Below are 20,078 nucleotides of genomic sequence, written 5' to 3'. Positions count from 1 at the left end.
CTATGCAAAAAAATATTTTTAAATCCTGTCTTTTGATAGCGGCATCTTGTTTTGCCACCGTTTCACATGCTGAACAATCAGCAGCATTTATGCAGCGTGATGATGTCAAAGCCTTTGTGCAAAAAATGGTGACCAAGCATCAATACAATGAGCGTCAACTAAATCAATTATTAAAGCAAAGCACCACTCAAGAAAAAATCCTAACTTCGATTGCAAAACCTGCTGAAAAATTACCATGGCATCGTTATGAACCAATTTTCATGAGTGATAAACGCATTCAAGAAGGCGTCGCGTTCTGGAAAAAACATGCCAAAACATTACAACGTGCAGAAAAAGAATACGGTGTTCCTGCTGAATTTATTGTTGCGATTTTAGGAGTTGAAACCTTCTATGGTAAACATGCAGGTCAATATCAAGTTTTAGATAGCCTAGTTACTTTAGCATTTGAATATCCACCGCGTTCCGCTTTCTTTAAAGATGAACTGGAACAATTCTTATTACTGTCTAAAGAGGAAAAATGGGATCCAACCCAAATCAAAGGCTCTTATGCGGGTGCGATGGGCAATCCCCAATTTATTTCAAGCAGCTACCGTAACTTCGCCGTGGATTTCACCGGCTCTGGTAAGCGTGACTTAATTAACAGCATTGATGACTCTATTGGTAGTGTTGCAAACTACTTTAAAGTCAACGGTTGGCAAAAAGGGGCGCCTGTTGTCTTAAAAGCCAACACAACGGGTGACAAATTTAAATCTGCCATTGCCAGTACCTCTAATCCAAAACCTGAGTATTCATTGCCACAATTGGCAGCATTAGGTATTTCACCTCCTCGAAATGCCAATGCATTCAAGGGACACAACTTTGCATTGGTTTCACTTGAGAGCAAAGACGGTCCTGAATATTGGTTAGGTGGCCAAAACTTTTACGTGATCACGCGCTACAATCGTAGTAATCTGTACGCCATGGCAGTTTATAACTTAAGCCAGAAAATAAAGGCGGGTTATCAGCAAGCAGTTTAAATAACAAATATGTGCTGGCGAAATTCAAAGAAGCCCCAGCAAGCACACCTAGTGCATGACTGGGGCTTCTGCTGCCAACATAGCATCAATTCAAATTGGAAAGAGTATACTCGAACCAATTTGAATTCAGGCAAGGCGGCAAGTGAGTGAAACCCAGGAGTGCACATTAGTGCATGACTGGGGTGAACAAGCGCAGCCAACACAGCATCAGTTCAAATTGGAAAGAGTATTGAAGGGAATCATGCGAAATCGACACTTATTGAAAAGTTTACTGATCCCTGCGGTACTGATGTTGCATGCTTGTAGCACTGTCGAAGGCCCGACTCACACTTCTTCAACCTATAAACATAAAAAAGTGGATGAGAGCGAAGCCATTGCTTCGGTTGCCGACGATGGTCCGCCTGAAGATGATCTCGATGTCGCCCATATTCCTAATGCCACGCCTCAAATAGAACCCATTAGCCGTTACGGTAATCCTGCACATTATGAAGTCTTTGGGCAGCGCTATAAAACCATGGGTGATAGCCTTGGCTATGAAGCGGAAGGCACCGCTTCTTGGTATGGGAAAAAGTTCCATGGACAACGTACTTCCAGTGGGGAACCTTACGATATGTATGCCATGACGGCAGCGCATCGTTCTTTACCTTTACCCACTTATGCCAAAATCACCAATGTTAAAAATGGCAAAGAAGTGATTGTGAAAATTAATGATCGCGGTCCTTTTGTGAAAGATAGACTGATTGATCTCTCTTATGCCGCAGCTAAAAAATTAGGCATTCATGCCACCGGCACAGGCAAAGTCAAAATCTGTGCCATTGATCCGGTTGCTTGGAACAAGCAACAAAAAACCCTCGTTGCATCAGCGGATAAAACAACCAAAGTGGCAACTGCTAAAAAGAAAGCAGCAACCACCGTCGCCCAAAAATCAGAGGCTAAGCCTACTCAAGTGGCACAAAAATCAACGACTAAGCCTATTCAAGTAGCGCAAAAAACCACAACGCCCATGAAACCGAAAACAGATTCAAGTGCCAAAGCCAAAGCTGCACCAACAAAGGCAAAACCTGTTCAAGTCGCAGCGAAATCATCAGCTGCTACGAATAAACAACTCTATATTCAGTTGGGCGCCTTTAATAAAGAAGCGAATGCGCAACAACTCGCTAGCCGCGCAGGGATCTTGACCCAAGCATTAAATAACGTCGATGTTCACGTACTACCCAATAAGGTATCTGACAAACAAGTATATAAAGTGCGTGTCGGGCCACTCAAAGACAAGCAACAAGCGCAAAAATTGCAAAAAGAGCTACTCGCTTTGGAGAATTCCGCCTCAGCTAAACTCATTTACGAGTAAATTTCGTGGTAAAATAACCCTGTAGTCAATTCATGAATTTATTGTGGGGTAACTAACATGCGCCGACTTGCTTTCTTATGGATGAGTTTTCTTTGTCTCATTTTGCTATCCCGATTGGGCTTAGCAGAACAACCTGCTGCTATTAATCATGTGCCAACGCCACCAGAAGTGGATGCCGAAGCATATATATTAGTTGACTACCATAGTGGTAAAACACTTGCTGAGAAAGAAAGCAAAAAACGCATTGATCCTGCAAGCCTTACCAAAATGATGTCTGTTTTCGTTATCGATCATGAAATCGCTAGCGATCGTCTCAAATTAACCGATGAAGTTCCTATTAGTGAATCTGCGTGGAAAACTGAAGGTTCACGAATGTTTGTTCAAGCAGGTAAAAAAATCCCGGTTAAAGATCTAATCAACGGTATCATTATTCAATCGGGTAATGACGCAACTGTTGCACTGGCTGAATTTGTTGCTGGTAGTGAATCTGCCTTTGCTGATTTGATGAACCAATATGCGCAAAAAATTGGCATGAAAGATACCCACTTTGCGAATGCAACCGGTATTCCTAACCCTGATCACTACACAACCGCTTACGATCTGAGCTTATTAGCACATGCCTTAATTAAAACCTTCCCAGAAACCTATAAGGTTTATTCTGAAAAATGGTTTACCTTTAACGGCATCAAACAACCTAACCGTAATCGTTTGTTATGGCGTGAACCTTACATCGATGGGATCAAAACTGGCCACTCAAGCACTGCGGGCTACTGCTTAGCGGCATCGGGTCAAAAAGATCATATGCGTTTGATTTCGGTGTTAGTTGGTGCGAAAACAGAAGCTGAGCGTACTGAACAAACCTTGGCTTTACTGCGTTATGGTTTTCGTTTCTTCGAAACCCACCAACTCTTTCAAGCTAATACCCCATTAAATGAACCCCGTATTTGGATGGGCGATCGTAAAAAATTATCTTTAGGGATCACTGAAGATCTGTTTATTACCATTCCACAGGGTCAATATAAAAACCTTGATGCCAAAATGAACGTGGATAAACGAATCACCGCTCCCATTACCAAAGGTCAAAACTACGGTAAATTGGTTGTTAAAATTAATGACGAACTGGTTACCGAAGTGCCCTTAATTGCTTTAGAAGATGTAAAAGCAGGTACTTTGTGGAGCCGAGTCTCTGATTATTTCAGCTTAGGCATACATAAAGCGCTTAATTCTGAAGAAACACAAGTTGCAGCCGCTTCATGAGCGAAAAGCAAAGTAAGTTAACCTTTCCTTGTGATTTTACGTTCAAGGTCATTGGCTACGCCAATGGCCCCTTCGAGCAAGAAGTGTTGCAGATTTTTCAGCAACACTTCCCGCAACTGGGTGAAGGCGCTATTTCAACGAATCCCAGTAAAAACGATAAATATCTTTCACTCTCGATTAAGGTTGTTGCAACAAGCCAGGCTGAGCTTGATAACCTGTATCAAGTGCTCACGCATCACCCTCTTGTCTTATTTGTATTGTAATGTCTATCGAAGTTTTTCAGTTCCCTCATTTGCAACATTATGAACCCATTTTTGAACAAATGCGGGAATTTACCTTGCAACGTAATGAAACCACGCCTGATGCGATATGGTTATTGCAGCATGAGCCGGTTTTTACCCAAGGGCAAGCAGGGAAAGCCGAGCATCTTTTAGCACCGGGTGATATTCCCGTCGTACAAAGCGATCGCGGTGGACAAGTCACTTATCATGGCCCAGGGCAATTAATGATTTATACCCTATGTGATTTAAAGCGACTTAACATGGGGATTAAAACTTTCGTCAATCATTTACAACAATCCATTATTGATTTGTTGGCCCTTTATGGCATTCAAGGCCATACCCAATGTAGCGCACCAGGCGTCTATGTCGATAATGACAAAATTTGTTCGATAGGGTTAAGAGTCCGCCGGGGATATACCTATCATGGCTTAAGTTTAAACGTTAGCATGGATCTCGAACCATTTACTCGGATTAACCCCTGCGGCTTTCATCAATTACGAATGATCCAGATCCAAGATTTTTATCCAACAATTACATTACCCACTGTCATTCAAGATCTCATTCCGATTTTACAACATAGGTTGTGGAGAAATAGTCATCATGAAAAATGATCGTCCCGATCCCAAACAAAAACAGCGCGGCGAAGAAAAATTTGCCAGGATCCCGATTAAAATTATTCCCACAACACCGGAAACTCGCAAACGCTTACCGGATTGGATCCGCATTAAAGCACCCGCAACACCGGCGGTTGCCAATTTAAAACAATTATTGCGCGAACATAAATTAGTCACTGTCTGTGAAGAAGCGGCCTGCCCTAATCTGAGTGAATGTTTTAGCCATGGCACAGCGACTTTCATGATCATGGGGGATAAATGTACTCGTCGTTGCACTTTCTGTGACGTGGCTCATGGACGCCCTGATGCACTGGATGCTGATGAGCCCATGAACCTCGCCAAAGCACTGGGTAAAATGGCGTTAAAATATGTGGTGATTACTTCCGTCGATAGAGACGACTTGCGCGATGGTGGTGCCAGCCATTTTGCTGCTTGCATTCAAGCCGCACGTGAGCACTGCCCTCAAACCAAAATTGAAATATTAGTCCCTGATTTTCGGGGGCGCATGCAAGTGGCACTAGATAACCTGGCCATTGCGCCACCGGATGTTTTTAATCACAACTTAGAAACCGTACCCCATTTATATAAACAGGTCAGACCGGGCTCGGATTATATTGAATCATTAAAATTAATTCAGGCATTCAAAGCTCGCTTCCCCCATATCCCTACCAAATCAGGGGTGATGTTAGGGTTGGGTGAAACCAATGAACAAGTCCTTGAAACACTCGCTGATTTACGCAAATACGATTGTGATATGCTGACATTAGGGCAATATTTACAGCCTAGCCGTTTCCATATGCCCGTCTCTCGCTATGTCACTCCTCAAGAATTTGCTATGTTTGCCGATGAAGCTCGTAAGCTAGGCTTTATTAATGTTGCCAGCGGGCCCTTAGTACGTTCATCTTATCATGCAGATATGCAGGCGGCAGGCAAAGAGGTTACCTAATTGAAATACTCACAGCGAGTAGGTCTCTTAATTCTCATATTTTGGGCCCCCCTATTACTCGCTGATTTAAATTTACGTAAGCTACCCATGAAATGCCCGACCGAACAACGCCAACATAGTCAAAGTGAGCTGCGTAAAGAATCAGAGATGATTCAAAAACGCAGCCAAGCCTCTGCTAAGCTCTATAAACTCAAAAAAGGTGAAGATCTTAAAGATGTTACCCAACAAGTGTTGGAACATAAATATACGGATAATGCCGTCAAAGAAGCGATTAAAAACAAAGAACGTCGTTATTATGTCTTTACCTATCCCAGCGATGGTTTAACCATCAAAGCTTTTGTCAGTATCCCGGTGGGCGTTAAAAACCCACCATTAATTATGTTAGTTCGAGGCGGTAATCGCGAATTTGGGTTACCTCATCCTGGTCAATTGAGTGCTTATCCCGGTTATGCTTTAGTCGCGACCACCAACCGCGGTGGTGTGAGTGAAGGGCAAGATGAATTTGGTGGTAACGATGTCAATGATTTAAAAAATCTATTTGATTATCTACCCACACTCGAAAAGAAAATCAATGTCACTTTTAATGCTGATAAAACTTATATGGTGGGTGCCAGCCGCGGCGGCATGCAGTTATTTCTCGCTTTAGGCCGTTATCCTGAACTACAACAAAAAGTGAAAAAAGTCGCCTCAATTAGCGGTCTGTTGAATATGAAATATGCGATTGAACGAGACAACGATTTTCGAGAGATGCTCGGCAATTTTGGTTATCAAAAAGGTAAAAAAGGAGAAGCGTGGATAGCCAAACGCCAACCACTCAATTACGTCAATAAAATATCAAAAGATTTACCTATCATGATTGCTCAAGGCTCAGCCGATACGCGCGTTTGTGTCAGGGAAGGCTATGACATGCTGGAAGCTTTACATAAAAACGGCAATACCATCACTTATGTTGAAGTGGAAGGTGGCGATCATGTGCTCAATAATACGGTGGATTTCTTAAAGTTAATGATTCATTGGTTTGAGCAAAAATAGATTTTGTTCCAAACCTTTTTAAAGTCCCTTATTTTTAGAGTGTATTTGCAATAATTTAGGCTTTTTCCATCCTCTAACATTCAAACATTGACAACTAACTTTCGCACATATAGAATCCTCCTCTTTAAATCCTGACGGGATTATATCTATGAGCTTAAGAGATTTTTTAGTAACTTTTCATAGGGAAGATGCAGTTTTAACGTTACGCGGTAAAAGAATTGATAAAAACCAAGTTAAGCAATTAGGCTTTGGCGCAGAAAAAAAAGTTTACGGTATTAAAGGCAGTAAAGAATGCTTTTTTATTCCAAGCCGCTTAAATGAAAATTGGGACAATTTAATTGATACTGAAAAAGAAGCTTGTGATCACATTCTTTCAGTCGGGTTAAAAGCGCAACGCTATGAAAAGGTTCCACTGACTGTTGAGTCTTCATCTGCTCGTTATACTATTAATGTCTTAGTGAGCAAAAATTTTAAAAATATTGCACAAGATGATTCTATAACTATACACGATAGTAAAAGTGCTCTTAATAAATTCACCGGTAAATCCTTCAATTTTTATAATGGTAAAATAGAAAATTTGCGAGATAAAAAATGGAATTTCGCTATTATTGAAAAGATTCTCAAAGAATATGCAATCGCTTTAACCTTTCAACTCCCGATTAGGGCTGTTCAACATAATGATGATAGTGAGCATTTATGTTTTGAACTATCCAACAATAGACCTCCAAAAGCCCGCTATTTTTTTTGGGACGTTGCTGGTGACTTTAATTTTAGCGGTCCTCCAATAGTCCCTGATTTAAAGATTTTAAAATCAGGAACAAGGAATTTAGAATATAAAAATCATTCTAATCCTTTATTAAAACGGCTTTATAGTAAAAATAATGGTCTTGAATTATTGTGTAATCAACTCGCCTGTGTCTTTGGAGAAAACAGAAAAGAATTTGAAAAAATGGGCTTTACAAATCCGACTGACGCTGCTTTAGCATGCGAGAAAGCCCTATTTGAGAGTATTCCAAAATTAACCTTTGAAAATACTGTAACTGATGCGCGCAGACATGCTTTAAGTAAATTGAGAGAATTTATTCAAGTATTCAAAGATGAAACAAACAAAAGCCAAAATAATGATCGTGTACTCAGAGATTTATTGCGTTCAGCTATTTCTACCGGTAATTTAAATGTTGTCGAAGAAGTAGTTCAATTAATAGATAATAAAAGTCGTTTTACTACAGACTATGGTAAAGCATTATTTGATTTCGCCAAACTTTATCCTGAAAAAACGATTCAAATTTATTTAAATGAGCATTTAGGAAACGTTGCACCACAAAAAGCAACCATTTCTGCTCAAACACCCCCCAAAGCTGCATCAGCTTCTAGCAAAAAGGCACCATCAACACGCAAGGAAAGGATTGCGAAAAAAGATAAAACATCAGAGCCTGATGTGCCTTTGGAATCTAATGAAACAGGCTTAGCACCCATCGTCAAGGCAACTTTATTTGGTGTAGCAACTTGTGCACTATTCTGGTGTTTAGGGATGAGTTCGATCGTTTCTGCGGTGATGTTTGCTGGTAGCTTTGTTGCATCGTTATATTATGATTACCGCAAGCATCAACCAATGTTAACTCCATTAAAACACTCCAATCAGCAGAATAGCTCTTCTTCGCAAAACGAGAATGCTATTGATTCAGTACGTTCAAACCTTTGGAAACCCTCTTTTGAACTGAGCTTGAATAACCAAGATAATTTAAGACCCCCTTATACACAAGTGAATCAGAAAACACTTCGTTTACGATAAGTCGCACCAGCGTAGGCTGGTGCCTAGTATCGAGATAAAAATCCCCCGCTCGCTTGTGTCTTCGCTACGCTACGCCCCACAAGCGCGAGCTGCCCCCTTTTATTCAAAGGGGGCGATCGAATCGAATAACACAATTGAAATAGCCCCCTTTGAATAAAAGGGGGCAGTTCGCCGTAGACGAAAGTCTACGGTGAGCGGGGGACTTTTATCCTGATCAAGGAATATCCGGACACGCTAAATACTGACTATATTCCGGCGTATTCATTTTTTTCTGCATTTGATTATACCAATAATCCATTTTTTTCTGGTCGCGACTTTGTTCATAAAAATTCACTAAGGTTGCTTGTGCAAATAAATTCCCTGCGTTCGCAATCGTTTCCATTTTATTTTTGATACACACATCGCGTTCATCTTCTAATTGGTCAATCATTTTACGATCGACTTTGAGATGACCTTCCTTGATATTCATTTCTTGCAAGCATTCTGCTACCGCCTTTCGCACCACTTTTTTGTCAGGAATATCACAACGTTTAATTTGATTAGTTAATTCACTTTTCATTGACTGTAAATAAGTCGCATAAACCTGATACATGGGATTATGGGTTTTATTTTCTAAGACTTTTAAATCATCAATCATTTTTAATAAGCAAGATTCATCAAATTCACACTGAGTTAACATTTGAGTTAATTGATAGCGCCCTTCTGCGAGCTGGATTGGTGTTAATTTATTTAATTCCGTTGTTTGATCAAGCTTTTCCAAAAAGCCCACCGCTTGGGCCATTTCCCCAATTAAAAGTAGGCAACATAAAAGTAGGTTTTTTACTAATCTCATGGTATTTGCCCGCTGGATCTTATGATTCTAACTAATATCAAAATCATCACTTCATCTGAAATATCTTAAGAATAGCTGAATTTTTGAAAGGGTGAGTTGTATCTTGCAATGGCTCTATGATAAAAATGCGTCGTCTTCTCTACCGAATAGAGAATGTCATTGTTGTCCTCGGTTGGAAAAAAAAGGATGTTATTATGCTGCAAAAAGGTCCCTCAAAAAAAACACTTGCTACCTCTACCTTAATTTTAGGCACGACTGCCACCCTAACGGCAGCTGAAGAAGCAGTCACAGAAGTACTCACCGAAACGGCAGAAGTTGCTGGTGAAGTAGCTAAAGAAGCCATTACCAGTGAAAATGCGGCAGGGCTTTTATCTAGCCTTTTAGAAGGTGGTTCTTCGCTAGTAAATGGTGCGTGGGACGGGCTTTCCAGTGGTGCAAGCTATCTCTACAACAACCCAGGCGAAGCAGCCAGTGGCGCACTTGAAACTGCAAGCGACTTCATTGCTGATAATGCGTTCGCACTCGGTGTTACTGTTGGTATCGGTATAGTGTCTCTGGGCGGCTATAAAGCTTATCAAAACAGAGACAAAATCGCAGAAGGATTCTCTGGATTGGCTGCAAAATTCGGTAGACGCAACGCTCAAACAAATAATGCAAAACAAGAGACAACTTCTTCAGCTTCTTCATCAAATGATGGTAACGGTGACTCTGCAAATGACGGTGTTACGCTAGATGGAGAGAAGCGTTCAGGTTCACCTCGTCCAAAACCCGGTTCTAGCAGCAGTAGCAGCGACTAATTAAACTCCCCTAAAAAGCCGGCAATGCCGGCTTTTTATTGTCTCAGTATTAAGCAGCCTATTTCTTTTTGTAAATTAGTGTGATAACTTTACATCTTTTAGCCAAAAGAGATAAATGCATGCCTACAATAAAAAGGGCCTCACCTGAAGAAGAAAAATCTGAACGCATCGAAGCTGAAATTGCTTCAGCGACTCAGATGAGCCTACATGACATGCAAAACACTTTATCAGCATTCAAAAGTATTATTAAAAAACACGTACAACAACAAGGTTCTGGCGATATCACCGTTGGTGAAAATCGTCCTATCACTTTTGCCGCTTATCAAATGCATCAATACCGCGCAGCATTGGCTGCAAACATCACGCAAGGTACTGTTGAACCCGATGCTAACCAAGCAAGGTTAAAATTAAAGTAAAATAAAAAGCCGGCAATGCCGGCTTTTTACTGACTATGCATTTTCTTGTTCAATGGTAATTTTTCGAGCATGTTTGCTTTCTTGCGCTTTTGGCAGATGAATAGCCAACACACCGTTTTTGGTTTTGGCCGATATTTTTGAACTATCAACCGACTCTGGCAAGGTAAATTGTCGATAGAACTTGCCCGTTTTACGTTCTAAACGATAGTACTGCTTGCCTTTTTCTTCTTGCTCTGACTTTCTTTCTCCCTTAACGGTCAAGATATTGCCATCCATTTCGATTTCAATTTCATTGGGATCAACCCCCGGAATATCGGCATAAACCACAAATTCCTTTTCCTCTTCTTTGATGTCTACTTTAGGCACCCATGCTGCTTGTGAATGCGCTGTTTTTTCTGGTTCACACCAAATAAAGGGCATTAACTCATTTTGTAATTGATTGAATAATGCATGCGGATGTCGATAGTGTCTTAAGCTCATTGTAACCTCCAACAGGATGAATAAAATCTCGCTCTTAGTTGTAAAATGGGGATGGTTTATCGTATTTCAAGTAAAAAACCGCCTTTTTTGCAATTGTTGTATCTACAAGCAGTCTACCCCATTCCCTTATTGATCAAGATTGGGGCGGTATTTTAGATTTCAAGGGTGGTAATTTTTGCAATCATTCTTGAGAGAATGACTATTTCTTTTTGGAAATTCGTGTGATAACTTGCACGGTTTCACAACAACAGAGGAAAAACTCAATGGCCGGAAGGAAAAAAGCGTCCCCTAAAGCAAAAGCAACTGCTGCTAAACCAGTCGCTGCAAAGAAAGCTAGGGCAACAGCTAAAGCAACTCCAGCACGCGCTGCTGCAACTGCTTCATTCTCTAGCAAAGCGATTGCACAAAAACAAAGCAAATCGCAAATTTATACTGAAATTGCTGAAATGGTTAATGTCAGCAAGAACGACGTGAAAAACGTTATTTCAGCAATCAGAAACATTGTTGAACGCCATGTTAAACCAAAAGGTTCTGGCGAAGTTGTTATTCCTGATCTTGGTATCAAAGTTCGTCGTATTAGCAAAAAAGCGACCAAAGCTAGAATGGGCCGCAACCCCTTCACCGGCGAAGAAATTCAAATTCCAGCGAAACCTGCTCGTAAATCCGTTAAAGTTAGCGCTTTGAAAACGCTTAAAGCTTTAATCGAAGAATAATCTTTTTCAGATTTAATCTGGTTAAAGATGAAAAAAAGGCCAACATTGTTGGCCTTTTTTTATGCAATCCGGAAAGATCCTCACCCATATTTAAGAATTTTTTCCTGCGCCCCTACGGGGCTTGGGTGAGGGGATCGCTTATTACCCCACGTTGCGGCCCATTTGCTTACGCGGGTCTATTTTCCTACGCGGCTCAACAGCCCCGTAGGGGCGCAGGATAATAGCCCCGTGTAAGATTGACGAGCAATGCGAGTCAAGCGCTACATGGGGAACAGCGCAAGATTGACGAGCAAAGCGAGTCAAACGCTGCGTGGGGAATATTAATTCACCCCGTTCATTCGCCCCACCTCTGACTCAGTTGATGCGCAACACCCACCTGATCCAAAATTCTCGCTACTGTAAAGTCAACTAAATCTTGAACTGATTGGGGTTTAAAATAAAAACCAGGACTTGCCGGCATAATACAAACGCCAAGACGGGCGAGCTTTAACATATGCTCTAAATGAATGGCTGATAATGGCATTTCACGAACCACCAAAACCAACTTCCCCTGCTCTTTGATCACAACATCCGCCGCACGCTCTAATAGATTATCACTCGCCCCCAACGCAATGGCTGATAAACAACCGGTGCTACAAGGACAAACAATCATGGTTTTGGGCGCAGAAGAGCCACTAGCAAGCGGGCTTGACCATTGATCTTTACCATACACTTTGATTTGGCCTGGGCTTGCTTGAAAATGAGCTTGGAAAAATTCAGCTAATTTTTGCGGATTACCCGGAATATTTAAATCGGTCTCATCATGAATAACCAAATGCCCCGCAGGAGAAATCACCAAGGATATTTGGATTTTGGCTAAAACCAACTGCTCTAATAAACGCAAGCCAATGGGAGCCCCACTGGCCCCCGCAAACGCTAAGGTGATTTCATTAAGGGAATGGCTCATGCCACCGTCTCTAAAGACAAAGCATTCAACAAACGTTGATGCAAATTATCAAAACCACCATTACTCATCACTAAGACATGATCTCCGGGCTTTTGAGCGGCAACAATCTGTTCAATGATGGGTTGTGTGTCTTTAAAAAGATGCACTTTTTTACCTAGGCTAGCAAACGTTTCTTGTGCATTCCAGCTAACTTTTGGCGATTGATAAACGTAAATCTCATCTGCCGCTTGCAAACTCGGTGCAAGTTCCATGCGATGGGTTCCCATGCACATGGTATTAGAACGAATATCTAAAACCGCAATTAAACGCTGTTCGCCGATTTTAGCGCGCAATCCGCCGACCGTTGTTGCAATCGCCGTTGGATGATGTGCAAAATCATCATATATCGTGACTTCATTTATCTTGCCTCGAACTTCCATCCGTCTTTTTACCGACTGGAATTCGCCTAGCGCTTCGATGGCAAGTTTCGCAGGCACTCCCGCATGAACCGCAGCCATAATCGCTGCTAGCGCATTAGACACATTATGATGGCCAATCAGTGACCAGTTAACGGTGCCCATCAATTTTTCACGATGATACACTTCAAATTCGCTGCCATCTGCCGCTTGCAAACGCGCTTGCCAGTCTCCTTGATGCAAACCAAAGGAGTGGATCTCGCTCCATGCTCCCATCTTAAGAACATCTTGTATTGCTTCATCTGCTTGGGGCACGATCAATGCACCCTGCCCTGGCACGGTGCGCACTAAATGGTGAAATTGTCTTTTGATCTCTGATAAATCTTTGAAGATGTCGGCATGATCAAACTCTAAATTATTCATCACACAAGTACGCGGATGGTAGTGTACAAATTTTGAACGCTTATCAAAAAAAGCACAGTCATATTCATCGGCCTCAACCACAAAAAAGGGCGATTTACCCCACTTGGCTGAGATACCAAAATTCGCTGGGATCCCACCAATGAGAAAACCCGGCTCTAATCCTGCATGGGTTAAAATCCAAGCAATCATGCTACTGGTGGTTGTTTTGCCATGCGTTCCTGCAACGGCAATGACCCAACGTTCTTTTAATAAATTTTCAGCAAGCCATTGCGGACCGGATTGATAAGGAAGCCCTTGGTTCAACACTGCTTCCACGGCAGGATTACCGCGACTTAAGGCATTGCCAATCACAACCATATCCGGCGTATCAGCAAGGTGTTCAGGTTTGTAGCCTTCTTGTAAAACAATCCCTAATTCTTGCAACTGAGTGCTCATGGGTGGATACACGTTTTCATCGGAACCACTCACACGATAGCCTTTGGCTGCTGCTAAACAGGCGATTCCGCCCATAAAGGTGCCACAAATACCGAGAATATGAATATGCATAATAACGACTCCTTTTTAAGGCTGTGGTGGTAAATTCATTCCGATGATGAACCACAATGGTAACGATGCTGCCAAAATAATCCCAAGCAACAGTAGGATAGCTTGGGGTAATTTTGCCTCAAATGTGGATTGAATGATCTGTATTTGCACAGCTAAACGCCAAATCGTTAATATAAGCTGTAAGGTGGGGACCGCTTCTGAACCCGTTATACTAAACAGTAGCTGTGCTAATCCCGTTAACATTAACTCTGTGCCAAAAATGGCTAATAAAAATTTATGCAGTCTTGAAGCCAAATTTCGCTTCAATAACATAGAATACGTTATCGCCACTAATGCAAAAATCGATAACATTGCCCCTATAGAACGTTCCACTAAAGGGATATCCGCAGAAATTTGTGCTTTTAATTGTCCAAGATGATAAACATTGAGCACAAAATCCAAAGCAATAAACAACGCCAACATAAACCAGGAATACGGCAATGCCGTTGGTTTTGCACGAAAAAGACATATCTGGCCTAGCGCATGGAGTGTTTGGTAAAAAACAGCGATTACATTCATATATTTATAAAACCAACTTATTTTTTTATAGTCATCGTCATCAGGACTATTACCTCGCCAAGAGCAGATGTTTCATATAAACTCCGGCGTAAAATTTGACCGATTTGAGTATACCACTCGTCAACGAAGATGTGATATTTCAAATTCCCCATCGCATGATGAAATAGCCATGCAATGGGGTAAATCTGTGGCTTGGTTAATAAGGTAAAACAACATGAACGCTCCCAAAAATGCTTTCTACGCACAATCCGGTGGTGTCACTTCCGTCATCAACGCTTCTGCTGCTGGCGTTATCGAAACTGCCAGACTCCATCCAGAAAAAATCGGCAAGGTATTTGCTGGTAAAAATGGTATTTTGGGCGCGCTCAATGAAGAATTAATCGATACCAGCCTGATTTCTGCTGCTGATATTGCTGCTTTGCGCCACACTCCTGCCGGTGCTTTTGGCTCTTGCCGCTATAAGTTGAAAGGCTTAAAAGAAAACCAAGCCGAATATGAGCGTTTAATTGCGGTTTTTGAAGCACACAACATTGGCTATTTCTTCTATAACGGTGGTGGCGATTCACAAGATACAGCCAACAAAGTTTCCCAATTAAGTCTTGAGATGGGTCACCCTATCACCTGCATCGGTATTCCTAAAACCGTTGATAACGATTTACCTTTTACCGATAGCTGCCCTGGATTTGGTTCTGTAGCTAAATATGTCGCAGTCTCTACTTTTGAAGCAAGCCTGGATGTTGCATCCATGGCAGCAAGCTCAACCAAGGTCTTTATTTTAGAAGTGATGGGTCGTCATACCGGTTGGATCGCAGCAGCGGGTGCGCTTGCGCAGCCCCACGCACAAGGTGCACCTCATATCATCTTGTTTCCTGAAGTCGCTTTCAACCAAGCTGAATTTTTACAAAAAGTTCAAAACACAGTTAAACAAAAAGGTTACTGTGTGATTGTGGTTTCTGAAGGGGTTGCTCATCCTGACGGTCGTTTCTTGGCTGAATCGGGTTTGCGCGATGCATTCGGCCATGCCCAACTTGGCGGTGTTGCACCTTACCTTGCAGGGCTCATTAAATCAGAACTTAATCTTAAAAATCACTGGGCAGTTGCTGATTATTTACAACGCGCGGCACGTCATATTGCATCTCAAAATGACGTTGATCAAGCTTATGCATTAGGCAAAAGCGCCGTTGAATTAGCCATTAGTGGTAAAAATGCGGTTATGCCAATTGTGGTACGTGACAGCCATAGCCCTTACCGTTGGCACATTGAAGACGTTGCGTTATCGAAAGTGGCTAACGTTGAGAAAAAAGTGCCTAAAGAATTTATCAGCGAAGATGGTTATGGCATTACCCAAGCTTGTCGTGAATATTTAGAGCCTTTAATCGCCGGTGAAGCTTACCCACCTTATAAAAATGGCTTGCCTGAATACATTCAGCTTTCCTTGCAAACCATTCCAAAGAAACTCAAGGAAACAGTGATTTAGTAAAAACAACGAGATTAAATGCACCTAGGCCAATAATCACTAACATGGTGAGGATTGTGCCATAGGTGCGTCCTTTAGAACGCCCTAAAGAGCGTGTTAATCCCGTGGCGTGATGCACTCGGGCTAATACCAGCGCAATCCCAGCGATATGTAACGCCAACGAAGAAATGCCTGCGACTTCTGCACAAGCCATTAAGATAAGCACCATGGGGATGGTTTCAATTGCATTGCCATGCACACGGATGGCTTTGGTTAATTCCTCATGGCCTCCATCTAAAAAGCCAACTCGGTATTTAATTCGTAAATGCACCACGCGCACAGTCAGCACCATAATAAAGAATGCTAATAAGGTGGCATAAAAACCGGTAATATAAAGTGTTGGCATCCATCATTCCTTAATGAACTACATCAAATGCTAAAATTGCTTCGTCATTGAACTGCGCACGATAATGCCCAGGCGCTCCAGCTACCATCCCGCCTAAAGCACCGGTAATTAATAAACTCCCTTTTTCAATCGACCAACCATTTGCTATCACTTGATTGACTAACCAGCGCAAGGCCTCCCATTGATCGCCAAAGGCATCATCTCCATGACCTTGATTGAGAATTTTGCCATCACGGGACAAGCTAACCGTAATGGAATTGACATCTTGACCATACCAATTCAAATCTTTGCGATAGATATAAGCTGCAGCGGTAGCATTAGCCGCCACTAAATCGGTTGCTAGTACAGGCGTTTTGTCAAAACCGACATCAGACAATTCAACCACCGGTACAATTTTTTCAATATAAGATTGTAATTCAGCAATCGTCGCAATAGGACGTTTAATAGAGCGATTGGTAATAAAGCCAAGCTCGGTTTCAACGATTAATTGTTTAAACTTTTTCAAGGGAATAGAAGATTGATTGGACATATCGCCACTTTTTAATAACACCCCAATCATCGCGCGATTGATCCCTAAGTGGGCTTGGGCATCTTGTGAAGTCAGACCGGCCTTAAAGCCTGCAATTTTATCTTTCGCTAGACACGTTCGAATATAGGCGGTTTGTACCGCATAAGCCGCCGCCATATCTAAGGTGACATCTTGAGAAAGCGTGGGTATGGCTTGCCCTTTTTCATGCGCATCAAAAAGCCGCCTTGCCAGTCCATCTGTTTCACCCCATACAGATACACAGTATCCTAAGCATATGACTAAAAAGGATTTAATGATTGCTTTGTTAACCACATCCTCACCCCCAATCATCGTATTTTATCCAGCGATTTATGAAATATAAAATCTTTTTATCTGCGTTCCTGTCATGGAACATTTTTGATCACTATTAAGTCTAACCATCAATTAAGTCAATAAACACAGATAATGCCTTGCAACATGGGGAATATCACATGCCCAAAGATCGACATTTAACGCAATTGCCAGTTAAGTCTTTCAAAGTCGCTCCAGGGGATGTGATAGGTGGATTCGTGTATGTCATGGATAAACCCTTAGGCATTGAAGAAGGGATGGTTGGCATTAGTGTCGATAGCCCCGGCTATCGCAACTTTATTAAAAACCAAATGGTGGCGCTGCAAGCAGAACATGATGCTCCCTCCTCCCTTAACTTAACGCCCTTACAGGCCTGCTATAATAAAATTCGTCAAGAAAATCCCGATTTTGCAAATCTTGCTGAAGATAAACAAATCGATTTTTTAATGGCACATCAAAATCATGTCAAAAAACGTCATGGTGCTTCGCTAAAAGAAATGCAAAAAGTCTTTTTTTCCTTTGGTAAATATCATGAACTCAAAGGCTTGCAATCATACTATGTCAACGAAGGGATGGGCGGCTTATTATTTGAGCAATATAAAAAAGAATGCAAAGTTGAACCAGGTGACCATTTTGCAGCCCACATCAAAAAATTATGTGATAACAACAATCAAGCTTATATGATCAAACAAGACGGTGAATTAGTGATGGGTGGTACAGGCCCTGGCACCCAAAAAATATTAAAAACCAACACCGGCAAAAAATTACAACGACTTGCCAATCCCTTCGTCGTCCTTGCAACCGGCGGACTTTCAGGTATCGCCTTTGGCGTTGCCCTAGCCTTATGGCGCAGACACTATATTAAAAATAATTCCACAACCTCGGTTAACTCGGATGCCATTGTCGAAAGCTTGTCCACCAAGCTAGCAGCAATAAGAGGAATGGATGTACAAGGGATTGATACCATTCAAGGCACTTACCAAAATGGCGCGCCCAAAGTGGTCACTGCTGTTTCTTGGCGCCCTGGCTGTCTTGATTTAAGCAATAAATTAGCGGGCGGTAGCAATTTCGATAGCGTAATTGTCTCATGGGATGGCAAAAGTAAATTACCACATAAAGTAGCCCTCATTGATGGTGTTGAATATACCATTCGCGCAACTGGTAAAGATAAAAATGATAAACCAACGGGTTTTGAAAAAATTTCACCCGAAGGTAAAGTCAGCCCCGCTACCAGGAAAGAATATGAGAAAGGACACTATGTTTCTAACGACAATATTCGCGGTTTAGGCGAATCTTTACTCTCCTTTCTTGCGATGGCGGATAATGATGGTATGGGTAAAGTGGGGCAAAATAAAGCGATTATCCCTATTGATCCCCCCGATGGAAATTATACACAACAATTTTTCGGAATCGATTTCGGTAAAGCATATAAAGGGCCAAATCCTATCGTTGGTACGTTAAAAGACGATTTTAGCTTTGACAACCCTCAAGATTTTCGCAAACGTTTTGTCAACTATTCTGCTTTATATGACAATCCGCTGCGTGAAAAAATGAAAGGGGTTTATTTATTAGCCGCTTTGCGTGGCAAATTAGACGATGATGAAAAAGCAAAAATTATTGACGAATATAGAAAAAGCAACGATCATGCTTTTGCTGACAAATTACAAGCTCATCCTAAAGATGGTGTAAAGAATGGCGATCTCGAATTAATTGAAACGCAAATCGCAGAGTATTATAAACTTGCAGCAGAAAATCCCAAACAAAAAAAGGAATATGAAGAATATGCGAAGCGTCTTACAGGGATCTTGAAAATCGCTAACGATACAGACGAATCCATTTTAAAAACATTTGAAAAACGTATGCACTTAACGCCAACGCAAATCGATTTATTGGATAACCTTGAAAAACTCACCGCCAACAATGCGCACACGCTTTCGCCCGATGGCACCGTCAAGCTGAATCATATCCGAGTTGAAAACGGCGATCGCATTCCGTGGCAATTGAATAAAAATGACGATGGAACTTTTGATTTAGTTTGTGAAGATGACAACAGACAACTCAATGTAATTCGAGATCGCCTCAAAAAAGCGCCTGAGATTTTAGCGCAATTAACCGAAGAGAACGGTAAGTTTTGTGCTAAAAATCTTACCACAGACCAAGTTAATCAATTAAGCCAACAAATCAATGAAGAAAAAGTCGCCAATGCCCGCGGTTTAGCATATCGTACCCAGGAAACTAGAAATAATTTTCATGAAAGACTGCGACAAGCAGATAAACCTAAAGAAGACAAACCAAAAAAAGGTAAAGCTAAACAGCCTGATGTCGTTCCCAAAGCATTCGATGAAGAACCTTCCGTTGGCCCCTCTGTTGAACCTTCTCTCCCTCAACCTGAAAGAAGCCGATCGATGACGAGTCAATTCGGCCTCAATAGCTCAGTGCCTTCATCACAGATTGAACAAGCTCTAACAGCAGAAGGCAATCTAAAAAAAGTGCAGCATTTTCTCGCTAAAGAGGAAAATAAAGCCGCTTTAAATATTAGTGGCCCTATACAACCGACTAAAATAGGTTCTTTTAATCCTCAAGATGCGGTGGTTGTTCCTTTAAAAAATGCAAAAACAGATACACAAGTAAAAGCGTATGTCAGCACAACATCCACCAACGATTTACAATACAGTGTGCAAAAAGATTGCACTGAAAAAGATTTCTATTTTGCGGCAAAAGCGCTTTGTCGCATTGCGATTCAAAATGCCAAACCCAATGCGATATTTGATTTTTCAATGGCGCCTCCTGAAAAAAAGGAAGCCATCAGTAAAGCCTTTGAATCAGTCAAAAAAGAAGAATTAAGCAAACCGCATTCTCGATTTGATGAACAAACCTTTCCTAAACTGATTGATACACCCAAGGTTAAAGCTGAAAATCAAGTCAGTGTTCAACGCAGATAACAGGAAGCCCTAAAGCTTTTTCT

General features: G+C 41.6%; 20 protein-coding genes. 13 read left to right on the top strand and 7 right to left on the bottom strand.

Annotated features, from left to right (window positions below; translation table 11 throughout):
- The first annotated feature begins 2 nt into the window (after nt 1–2).
- The 8 genes from mltB to HT99x_RS03945 all read left to right on the top strand — a co-directional run bounded on the left by mltB (nt 3) and on the right by HT99x_RS03945 (nt 8,286).
- Nucleotides 3–1,016, top strand: a complete 1,014-nt coding sequence (gene mltB / locus HT99x_RS03985) for a lytic murein transglycosylase B (RefSeq protein ID WP_075065561.1) — start codon at nt 3–5, stop codon at nt 1,014–1,016.
- A gap of 142 nt (nt 1,017–1,158) precedes the next feature.
- The gene (locus HT99x_RS15950) at nt 1,159–2,364 is read left to right on the top strand and encodes a septal ring lytic transglycosylase RlpA family protein (protein WP_139016566.1); all 1,206 of its coding nucleotides are present in this window, start codon (nt 1,159–1,161) and stop codon (nt 2,362–2,364) included.
- 57 nt (nt 2,365–2,421) lie between these two features.
- A complete protein-coding gene (locus HT99x_RS03970) occupies nt 2,422–3,621 on the top strand; it encodes a serine hydrolase (protein ID WP_075065563.1) in 1,200 nt (399 codons plus the stop codon).
- Nucleotides 3,618–3,884: an HP0495 family protein gene (locus HT99x_RS03965; protein ID WP_075065564.1), complete on the top strand. Its 267-nt coding sequence runs from the start codon at nt 3,618–3,620 to the stop codon at nt 3,882–3,884. Before HT99x_RS03970 ends, HT99x_RS03965 begins: the two co-directional genes overlap by 4 nt.
- Complete coding sequence (gene lipB, locus HT99x_RS03960) at nt 3,884–4,513, top strand: lipoyl(octanoyl) transferase LipB (protein ID WP_235528418.1); 630 nt, start codon at nt 3,884–3,886, stop codon at nt 4,511–4,513. The genes HT99x_RS03965 and lipB overlap by 1 nt, the downstream gene beginning before the upstream one ends.
- The gene (lipA, locus tag HT99x_RS03955) at nt 4,503–5,462 is read left to right on the top strand and encodes a lipoyl synthase (protein ID WP_075065565.1); all 960 of its coding nucleotides are present in this window, start codon (nt 4,503–4,505) and stop codon (nt 5,460–5,462) included. The genes lipB and lipA overlap by 11 nt, the downstream gene beginning before the upstream one ends.
- On the top strand, nt 5,463–6,494 hold the full coding sequence (locus HT99x_RS03950; RefSeq protein ID WP_075065566.1) for a prolyl oligopeptidase family serine peptidase: 1,032 nt from the start codon (nt 5,463–5,465) through the stop codon (nt 6,492–6,494).
- Nucleotides 6,495–6,642: 148 nt separating this feature from the next.
- On the top strand, nt 6,643–8,286 hold the full coding sequence (locus tag HT99x_RS03945) for a hypothetical protein (protein WP_075065567.1): 1,644 nt from the start codon (nt 6,643–6,645) through the stop codon (nt 8,284–8,286).
- Between the two features lie 214 nt (nt 8,287–8,500).
- Here the strand turns inward: HT99x_RS03945 and HT99x_RS03940 are convergent, their stop codons facing one another.
- Nucleotides 8,501–9,118: a hypothetical protein gene (locus HT99x_RS03940; protein ID WP_139016567.1), complete on the bottom strand. Its 618-nt coding sequence runs from the start codon at nt 9,116–9,118 to the stop codon at nt 8,501–8,503.
- A 194-nt stretch (nt 9,119–9,312) separates the two neighbouring features.
- Here HT99x_RS03940 and HT99x_RS03935 point away from each other — a divergent pair, with 194 nt between their 5' ends.
- Together HT99x_RS03935 and HT99x_RS03930 are read left to right on the top strand one after the other, a co-directional pair.
- Complete coding sequence (locus HT99x_RS03935) at nt 9,313–9,915, top strand: hypothetical protein (protein WP_075065569.1); 603 nt, start codon at nt 9,313–9,315, stop codon at nt 9,913–9,915.
- Nucleotides 9,916–10,034: 119 nt separating this feature from the next.
- Nucleotides 10,035–10,331 carry a hypothetical protein gene (locus tag HT99x_RS03930; RefSeq protein WP_075065570.1) on the top strand — a complete coding sequence of 99 codons (297 nt, stop codon included), beginning with the start codon at nt 10,035–10,037 and terminating at the stop codon, nt 10,329–10,331.
- Nucleotides 10,332–10,364: 33 nt separating this feature from the next.
- Here the strand turns inward: HT99x_RS03930 and HT99x_RS03925 are convergent, their stop codons facing one another.
- Nucleotides 10,365–10,811 (bottom strand): Hsp20 family protein, encoded by a 447-nt coding sequence (locus HT99x_RS03925; protein WP_075065571.1) that lies wholly within the window; start codon nt 10,809–10,811, stop codon nt 10,365–10,367.
- 263 nt (nt 10,812–11,074) lie between these two features.
- Here HT99x_RS03925 and HT99x_RS03920 point away from each other — a divergent pair, with 263 nt between their 5' ends.
- Nucleotides 11,075–11,524 carry an HU family DNA-binding protein gene (locus tag HT99x_RS03920; protein ID WP_075065572.1) on the top strand — a complete coding sequence of 150 codons (450 nt, stop codon included), beginning with the start codon at nt 11,075–11,077 and terminating at the stop codon, nt 11,522–11,524.
- A gap of 334 nt (nt 11,525–11,858) precedes the next feature.
- Here the strand turns inward: HT99x_RS03920 and HT99x_RS03915 are convergent, their stop codons facing one another.
- From HT99x_RS03915 to HT99x_RS03905, 3 genes are read right to left on the bottom strand one after another with little or no spacing between them, the layout of a single operon-like run.
- On the bottom strand, nt 11,859–12,470 hold the full coding sequence (locus HT99x_RS03915; protein WP_075065573.1) for a UbiX family flavin prenyltransferase: 612 nt from the start codon (nt 12,468–12,470) through the stop codon (nt 11,859–11,861).
- The gene (gene mpl / locus HT99x_RS03910; protein WP_075065574.1) at nt 12,467–13,834 is read right to left on the bottom strand and encodes a UDP-N-acetylmuramate:L-alanyl-gamma-D-glutamyl-meso-diaminopimelate ligase; all 1,368 of its coding nucleotides are present in this window, start codon (nt 13,832–13,834) and stop codon (nt 12,467–12,469) included. The genes HT99x_RS03915 and mpl overlap by 4 nt, the downstream gene beginning before the upstream one ends.
- A gap of 15 nt (nt 13,835–13,849) precedes the next feature.
- Nucleotides 13,850–14,392 carry a hypothetical protein gene (locus HT99x_RS03905; RefSeq protein WP_075065575.1) on the bottom strand — a complete coding sequence of 181 codons (543 nt, stop codon included), beginning with the start codon at nt 14,390–14,392 and terminating at the stop codon, nt 13,850–13,852.
- A 214-nt stretch (nt 14,393–14,606) separates the two neighbouring features.
- Here HT99x_RS03905 and HT99x_RS03900 point away from each other — a divergent pair, with 214 nt between their 5' ends.
- Nucleotides 14,607–15,869 (top strand): diphosphate--fructose-6-phosphate 1-phosphotransferase, encoded by a 1,263-nt coding sequence (locus HT99x_RS03900; protein WP_075065576.1) that lies wholly within the window; start codon nt 14,607–14,609, stop codon nt 15,867–15,869.
- On the opposite strand, the gene HT99x_RS03895 is transcribed toward HT99x_RS03900, so the two are convergent.
- Nucleotides 15,850–16,254, bottom strand: coding sequence for an MAPEG family protein (locus HT99x_RS03895; RefSeq protein WP_075065577.1), 405 nt, complete (start codon nt 16,252–16,254; stop codon nt 15,850–15,852). The genes HT99x_RS03900 and HT99x_RS03895 overlap by 20 nt on opposite strands.
- Nucleotides 16,255–16,264: 10 nt before the next feature.
- Entirely contained in the window at nt 16,265–17,113 is an 849-nt protein-coding gene (locus tag HT99x_RS03890) for a hypothetical protein (protein ID WP_075065578.1), read from the bottom strand.
- 140 nt (nt 17,114–17,253) lie between these two features.
- Between HT99x_RS03890 and HT99x_RS03885 the strand changes: the two genes are divergently transcribed.
- A complete protein-coding gene (locus HT99x_RS03885) occupies nt 17,254–20,055 on the top strand; it encodes a hypothetical protein (protein ID WP_075065579.1) in 2,802 nt (933 codons plus the stop codon).
- The last annotated feature ends 23 nt before the right edge of the window (nt 20,056–20,078 follow it).

Origin of the sequence: Candidatus Berkiella aquae (assembly GCF_001431295.2) — a bacterium.
GTDB classification, from domain to species: Bacteria; Pseudomonadota; Gammaproteobacteria; order Berkiellales; family Berkiellaceae; genus Berkiella; species Berkiella aquae.
The sequence above is the reverse complement of the archived record's forward strand: the minus strand, read 5'-3'. Positions and strand labels throughout refer to the sequence as shown.

Coding starts and splice junctions, on each gene's coding strand:
- mltB (WP_075065561.1), top strand. CDS start 3: ATGCAAAAAAATATTTTTAAATCCTGTCTTTTGATAGCGGCATCTTGT.
- HT99x_RS03970 (WP_075065563.1), top strand. CDS start 2,422: ATGCGCCGACTTGCTTTCTTATGGATGAGTTTTCTTTGTCTCATTTTG.
- HT99x_RS03965 (WP_075065564.1), top strand. CDS start 3,618: ATGAGCGAAAAGCAAAGTAAGTTAACCTTTCCTTGTGATTTTACGTTC.
- lipB (WP_235528418.1), top strand. CDS start 3,884: ATGTCTATCGAAGTTTTTCAGTTCCCTCATTTGCAACATTATGAACCC.
- lipA (WP_075065565.1), top strand. CDS start 4,503: ATGAAAAATGATCGTCCCGATCCCAAACAAAAACAGCGCGGCGAAGAA.
- HT99x_RS03945 (WP_075065567.1), top strand. CDS start 6,643: ATGAGCTTAAGAGATTTTTTAGTAACTTTTCATAGGGAAGATGCAGTT.
- HT99x_RS03940 (WP_139016567.1), bottom strand. CDS start 9,118: ATGAGATTAGTAAAAAACCTACTTTTATGTTGCCTACTTTTAATTGGG.
- HT99x_RS03935 (WP_075065569.1), top strand. CDS start 9,313: ATGCTGCAAAAAGGTCCCTCAAAAAAAACACTTGCTACCTCTACCTTA.
- HT99x_RS03930 (WP_075065570.1), top strand. CDS start 10,035: ATGCCTACAATAAAAAGGGCCTCACCTGAAGAAGAAAAATCTGAACGC.
- HT99x_RS03925 (WP_075065571.1), bottom strand. CDS start 10,811: ATGAGCTTAAGACACTATCGACATCCGCATGCATTATTCAATCAATTA.
- HT99x_RS03920 (WP_075065572.1), top strand. CDS start 11,075: ATGGCCGGAAGGAAAAAAGCGTCCCCTAAAGCAAAAGCAACTGCTGCT.
- HT99x_RS03915 (WP_075065573.1), bottom strand. CDS start 12,470: ATGAGCCATTCCCTTAATGAAATCACCTTAGCGTTTGCGGGGGCCAGT.
- mpl (WP_075065574.1), bottom strand. CDS start 13,834: ATGCATATTCATATTCTCGGTATTTGTGGCACCTTTATGGGCGGAATC.
- HT99x_RS03905 (WP_075065575.1), bottom strand. CDS start 14,392: ATGAATGTAATCGCTGTTTTTTACCAAACACTCCATGCGCTAGGCCAG.
- HT99x_RS03900 (WP_075065576.1), top strand. CDS start 14,607: ATGAACGCTCCCAAAAATGCTTTCTACGCACAATCCGGTGGTGTCACT.
- HT99x_RS03895 (WP_075065577.1), bottom strand. CDS start 16,254: ATGCCAACACTTTATATTACCGGTTTTTATGCCACCTTATTAGCATTC.
- HT99x_RS03890 (WP_075065578.1), bottom strand. CDS start 17,113: ATGATTGGGGGTGAGGATGTGGTTAACAAAGCAATCATTAAATCCTTT.
- HT99x_RS03885 (WP_075065579.1), top strand. CDS start 17,254: ATGCCCAAAGATCGACATTTAACGCAATTGCCAGTTAAGTCTTTCAAA.